Origin of the sequence: Henriciella sp., assembly GCF_049649345.1 — a bacterium.
Classification (GTDB): Bacteria; Pseudomonadota; Alphaproteobacteria; order Caulobacterales; family Hyphomonadaceae; genus Henriciella.
The window spans coordinates 1-5,971 of record NZ_JBARZC010000314.1; the positions used below are offsets into that span (position 1 = coordinate 1).

Annotated in this window: 5 protein-coding genes; 4 read left to right on the plus strand and 1 reads right to left on the minus strand. The window is 62.6% G+C overall.

Going from position 1 to position 5,971, the window contains the following annotated elements:
- Window positions 1-72: 72 nt before the first annotated feature.
- On the minus strand, window positions 73-663 hold the full coding sequence (locus tag WA989_RS08235) for a TlpA family protein disulfide reductase (RefSeq protein ID WP_424340021.1): 591 nt from the start codon (window positions 661-663) through the stop codon (window positions 73-75).
- Between the two features lie 29 nt (window positions 664-692).
- Here WA989_RS08235 and argH point away from each other — a divergent pair, with 29 nt between their 5' ends.
- From argH to WA989_RS08255, 4 genes are all read left to right on the plus strand, one after another.
- A complete protein-coding gene (gene argH, locus WA989_RS08240; RefSeq protein WP_424340022.1) occupies window positions 693-2,108 on the plus strand; it encodes an argininosuccinate lyase in 1,416 nt (471 codons plus the stop codon).
- Window positions 2,105-2,380 (plus strand): LPS translocon maturation chaperone LptM, encoded by a 276-nt coding sequence (gene lptM, locus WA989_RS08245; RefSeq protein ID WP_424340023.1) that lies wholly within the window; start codon window positions 2,105-2,107, stop codon window positions 2,378-2,380. Before argH ends, lptM begins: the two co-directional genes overlap by 4 nt.
- A 17-nt stretch (window positions 2,381-2,397) precedes the next feature.
- Window positions 2,398-3,663: a diaminopimelate decarboxylase gene (gene lysA / locus WA989_RS08250; protein ID WP_424340024.1), complete on the plus strand. Its 1,266-nt coding sequence runs from the start codon at window positions 2,398-2,400 to the stop codon at window positions 3,661-3,663.
- The coding region (locus WA989_RS08255; protein WP_424340025.1) for a DUF4175 family protein at window positions 3,651-5,971 on the plus strand (2,321 nt) is incomplete at its 3' end. The genes lysA and WA989_RS08255, both read left to right, overlap by 13 nt.

Genomic DNA, 5,971 nt, shown 5'->3' on the forward strand with positions numbered 1-5,971 from the left:
CTCAACACCTGCACCCGTCGATGAAGTCGCCGCGCAGGTGTCGCGAGTACAGCTGGAACTCTCGGCGATTCGCTAGTTCGTGATCGCGTCGATCAGGCCGACTGCCTCATAGGAATCCCAGGCCGCTTCGCCAGAAAGGCGGGCAATTTCGACGCCCTCTGCATCATAGATGACAGTGGTCGGAAAGCCGCGGGCGCCGGTGTCATACACCACGTCCCAGTTTTCCGGCGGGGCGAAATAGAAATCGAGCACGCCGCCGGTCAGTTCCTCGAGGCGCTGAATGGCGTAGTCCTTGTCCTCGGCCGCGTCGACGCTGATGGCGATAACCTGGAAGTCATCGCTGCCTCGTTCGGCTTCAAGCGCCGCCAGCGAGGGCATTTCCCGCTCACACGGGCCGCACCAGGTTGCCCAGAAATTGACGAGTGTCGTCTTGCCCTTGAAGGCGGCGAGGGATGTGACTTCGCCGTCGGGGCCTTCGAATGTGGCCTCCGACACGGTCTTTCCAGCCTCGCTCAGATCGAGCTTCGAGAGTGAGCCCGCGGCGTATTTCTCAAGGCTGCCCGAATTTCCGCCCTTGGAAGTCGCGCTCAGCAATGCAAAAGACACCGCAGCGATCAATCCGAGGATCATGACGGGTAAAGCGTATTTCACGAGGCGGGGCATTTCGCGCTCCATTCAACGGGACTGCACATATGGCGGATAAGCAAACCCAAGGCCAGCAGATGTGGGGAGGACGCTTTGCCGCGCAGCCCTCAGACATCATGCAATCGATCAATGCCTCTATTGACGTCGACAAGCGCATGGTGCTGCAGGATGTCGCCGGCAGCCGCGCCCATGCCGACATGCTGGCCGAGTGCGAAATCATTTCCGCAGAGGATAATGAGGCAATCCAGGGCGGGCTTGACCAAATCCTCACGGAAGTTGCGGCCGGGACATTCCCCTACCGCGTGGAGCTCGAAGACATCCATATGAATGTCGAGGCGCGCCTGAAAGAGATTATCGGCGAGCCGGCAGGCAGGCTGCACACGGCGCGGTCACGCAATGACCAAGTCGTGACGGACTTTCGTCTCTGGACGCGCGGGGCACTTGGCGAGGCGCAGGCCGGGATGCGGGCCCTTCAGAAAGCCCTCGTCGCCCGCGCCGGGGAGGTGACAGACGCGGTCATGCCGGGCTTTACGCACTTGCAGACCGCCCAGCCGGTCACGCTCGGCCATCACCTGCTCGCCTATGTCGAGATGATCGAGCGAGATAACGGCCGCTGCGCTGATGCTGCCCAGCGCCTCAATGAATCCCCGCTTGGCGCGGCCGCGCTTGCCGGCACGGGCTTCCCCATCGACCGCGACATGACGGCAGAGGCCCTTGGCTTCGACCGGCCGATGGGCAATTCGCTCGATGCTGTCTCTGCCCGCGATTTCGCGCTCGAAGCGCTGTCGGCTCTCGCTATCGCTGCGACTCATCTCTCCCGCCTCGCCGAAGAGATCGTCCTCTGGTCAAGCGCACAGTTCAACTTTGCGCGGCTGTCGGACGAATGGTCGACCGGCTCATCCATCATGCCGCAGAAACGCAATCCGGACGCCGCCGAGTTGATCCGCGCCAAGGCCTCTCTGATCGCCGGCCAGTTCGCGAGTCTTCAGGGCGCAGTCAAAGCCCTGCCGCTCGCCTATGCCAAGGATTTGCAGGACGACAAACGCCTCACTTTTGAAGCCTTCGACACGTTCGGCCTCAGCGTCAAAGCCATGACCGGCATGATCGAAACGATCAGCTTCAATCGCGAGGCCATGCGGGCTGCCGCCGCCAAAGGCTTCTCTACGGCGACAGACCTTGCCGACTATCTCGTCCGTGAGCTCAAAATGCCGTTCCGCGATGCGCACCACGTCACCGGACGCATCGTTGCCGCGGCAGAAGCAGAAGGCGCCGAGCTAGAAGCTTTGCCATTACAATCCATGCAGGCAATCGAACCACGCCTTACAGAAGACGTATTTTCCGTGCTAAGCGTTGAGGCCTCAGCAGCGAGCCGCCAGAGCTATGGTGGCACGTCGCCTGTTCGGGTTGGCGAACAGGTGGACCAATGGAAACAACGCCTCGGCCTGGAGACAGACACGGCATGAAGAAAACGATTCTCGTCACAACCGGCATCGCGCTTTCGAGCGTCCTGACAGGCTGCGGCATTCGCGGCGACCTGGAGCGCCCACCGCCGATTTTCTCAGACCCGCCAAGTGAAGAAGCGCAGACACCGGTCGATGCGCCGGCCGAATTTGCGATGGCGCCGGAGCGGTCTGACGATGCGGCCTATTACAACTCCCTCGGGGGCGAAATTCCGAAGCCTGATCCTGAAGCCGATGTCGGCGAAGACGGTCTCGGCGAAGTCTCGCCCGAATAAGGCGCGGGACCTGAGGCGTGCATCATTTCAGCTACAAGTCCGGACGTCTCCATTGTGAGGACGTCTCTCTGGATGCCATTGCAGATGCAGTGGGCACGCCGGTCTATGTCTATTCCTCCGCAACGCTCCGCCGACACGCCCGCGTCATCGGCGAGGCCTTTGAGGGCATGGACTGCCTGATTGCCTATTCGGTGAAGGCAAACGGCAATCTCGGCGTGTTGAAGACGCTGGCGGCGGAAGGCTGCGGCGCGGACGTGGTCAGCGGCGGCGAGTTGAAGCGCGCGAGAGCGGCCGGTATCCCGGCTTCGAAGATCGTCTTTTCCGGCGTCGGAAAGACCCGCGAGGAAATGCGCCTCGGCCTCGGCGAAGGCATTCACCAGTTCAATATCGAAAGCTCGGCTGAACTTGCCGTGCTCGCCGAAGAGGCCCAGCGCCTGGGCAAGACGGCAAAAGTCGCCGTGCGCGTGAACCCGGATGTGGCTGCAGGTGGGCACCCGAACATCTCCACCGGCAAGTCCGGCGACAAGTTTGGTGTGCCCTGGGAGGAGGCGGAACTCGCCTATGACCAGATCGCAGAAACGCAAGGCGTCGAAGCGGTCGGCGTCGATGTGCATATCGGCTCACAGATCGACCTGATCGCGCCCATGCGCGCCGCGTTTGAGCGCGTCATCACCTTGATCAAAAGGCTTCGCGACAAGGGCCATGCCATCACCCGCGTCGACCTCGGCGGCGGGCTCGGCATACCCTACAAGGCGTCTGACAATCCGCCGCCGCCGTCTGATTATGCCAACATGATCCGCGAGGTCACGGAGGGCCTCGGCCTGCAGGTCATTCTGGAGCCGGGCCGGGTCATCGCGGGCAATGCCGGCGTCATGGTCACAGAGGCGCTTTATACCAAGAAAGCGCCGAAGCGCACCTTCCTGATCGTCGATGCCGGCATGAATGACCTCATCCGCCCTGCCCTTTATCAGGCGCATCATGACTTCCTGCCTGTGCGCGAACGTGCAGCCGACGCAGAAACGGCAAGCTATGACGTCGTCGGCCCGATCTGCGAATCGACTGACAAATTCGCTGCAGAGCGCGTCATGCCGGTGATTGAACAGGGCGAACGGATCGCGATAATGTCAGCTGGAGCCTATGGCGCCGCGCTTTCGTCGCAATACAATGCAAGACCATTGGTGGCAGAAGTCCTCGTCGACGGCGCTCAATTCGCCGTCGTGCGCCGCCGGCCGAGTTTCGAGGACATGATTTCGCTGGAGACGACCCCTGATTGGCTGAACTGAAGCGTATCCCAGGTGTATCGACCAAGATCGCGCGAACCCGCGGCGCGCTCTGGAGACTGTGTGCTGCGCGCGCCTTCTGGCCCTTCCTTCTGCTGATCGCGACGTTCCTGTTTCTGACGCTGGCAGGCATTATCGACGCATCGACCGAGAAGTTTGCCTCCCTGTCGCTGATCATATTCGTCATCTCTCTGGGTGTGCTCGCCGTTCTCGGCTGGGCACGGTTTACCAGTCCGAGGCATGAAGACGCTGTCCGGCTCTTGGACAGGCAATCAGACTTGCGCCCGCTCAGCATGTTGCGCGACAGGCCGTCCCGTCCTGATGTGGAAGGGGTTGCGCTCTGGCGTGCCCATGAGACGCGCCTCACGGATGCCGCCCGCCGTCTCAGCGTGCCGAGCCTTGCAGCAGACTGGAAGCAGTTTGACCCTTTCTATCTGCGCTATGTCGTGCCCGCCGCCCTGGCCGTCCTGCTCGCCATGACGTGGCCTGTCGCGGGCGACCGTTTGAAAAGCGCGTTCGCGCCCGATTTTGGCAGCCTCTTCGGGGCAGAAACGATCCGCATCGAAGCCTGGATCACCCCGCCCGCCCACACAGGCCGTCCGCCCATCTTCCTGGCTGAAGCCGGCGATGATCTTCGCGTGCCTGCCGGGTCTGAAATTACCGTCCGCGCGCAGGCCCCGTCCGCTCCGAAACTCGTCATCCGCTCTGAGGATGACACGTTCAAGACCACTTTTGAGGAAACGCCTGAAGGCGCCTTTGAAGCCAAGGGCATCATCGCGGCTGACAGCGACATCAAGGTGATGTGGTGGGGCGAGCGGGCGATCTGGTCTGTGCGCGCATCGCCGGATGCGCCGCCGGAAGTCGAATGGGTTTCAGCGCCTGAAATGTCGCCCACGGACGAGACCGAATTTGCCTGGACAGTCTCCGATGATTACGGCGTGACGTTGCTGGAACTGGTCATGCTGCGGACCGATGGCGGGGGGGACGGCAGCGATGACGCTGTCGAGATACAGATGCCGTCGATTGCGCCAAAGGCCGCCGAGTCCGAAAGTGCGATCGACCTGACCCGCCATCGCTGGGCCGGTCTTGAGGTGACCGCCATGCTGCGCGCCACAGACGGCGCCGGGCAGGTCGGCCTCAGTGAGCCTGTCACCTTCGTCGTCCCGGAAAAGCTGCTTCTCCAGCCACTCGCGCGGGCTATTCAGGACATTCGGGTCACCATATTGCGCGAGGATGGCGACTACACAGATCTTGCCAGCAATGATGAAGCGCTGGAATCCGGTGCGATCTATACCGCCGCGACGCAGCGCATCACGGCAGCCCCGCCCGGCGTCCAGCGCGCGTCACGGATGATCGAGGCTGTCACCTATGAAGCGCCCCGCTACTTTGAGGATGTGAGCATCTATTTTGGCCTGCGCCACACAGATGCGATCCTGCAGGCGGCGTCTTCGACCGATGAGGCCGATACGACAGAGCCGCTCCTATGGTCGCTCGCCCTGCGGGCTGAATATGGTAGCGCAGCAGACGCCTTGCGCGCGCTGCAGGCAGCCCGGCAGGCGCTCGAAGAGGCGCTGCGGGATGGCGCGTCCGAAGCTGAAATCCAGCGCCGCCTCGAAGCGTTCAAACAGGCCGCGCAAAATTATCTTGCCGCACGCATGGCCGAAGCGCTCGCCAATGGTCTTGAAGCACCGGCTGACGACACAGACAGCGCCCAGAGCGGCGGCGGCTCGGGTCTTGGCGGGTCCGATTTCGCAGACATGCTCGACGCGCTATCGGACCTGACGGAGACCGGCGCAACCGATCAGGCGCGCCAACTCCTCGCTGACATCACGAACATGCTCGAAAACCTGCAATTCCAGCAGGGCAATGGCAGCGGCGAAGGTATGCCGGGCATGCCGGGGCAGCAGGGCGAGAATGACGAAGACGTGCCGCGCGAGGAACGCGAGCTTTCCGATACGCTGCAGGAGCTGTCAGATCTGCTGCGCGAACAGCGTGAACTGAATGACGATACGCTTGCCGAACAGCGCGGCGAACGGGGCAATCAGGGCCAGCAGCCTGGCGACCAGAATGAAAACGGTGAAGGCCAGAGCCTTGCTGACCGTCAGGACGGGCTTGGCGATCTGGTTGATGAGCTGGAGCGCCGGCTCGGCGAAGAGGGCAGCGCCGGCGGCGAACCCGGCGACGAAGATGGCGAAGGTGCAGGCGGGGTCAATCCGGACCTGCTCGACGCCATTGAGCGCGCCCAGCGCCGTGCTGCAGAAGGCCTGCGCGACGGCAATACGATGCGCGCCCAACGCAACCAGAATGAAGC

What these genes read in the sequence shown, in the direction of transcription:
- lptM (WP_424340023.1), top strand. Translation starts at nt 2,105, where the DNA reads ATGAAGAAAACGATTCTCGTCACAACCGGCATCGCGCTTTCGAGCGTC.
- argH (WP_424340022.1), top strand. Translation starts at nt 693, where the DNA reads ATGGCGGATAAGCAAACCCAAGGCCAGCAGATGTGGGGAGGACGCTTT.
- WA989_RS08235 (WP_424340021.1), bottom strand. Translation starts at nt 663, where the DNA reads ATGCCCCGCCTCGTGAAATACGCTTTACCCGTCATGATCCTCGGATTG.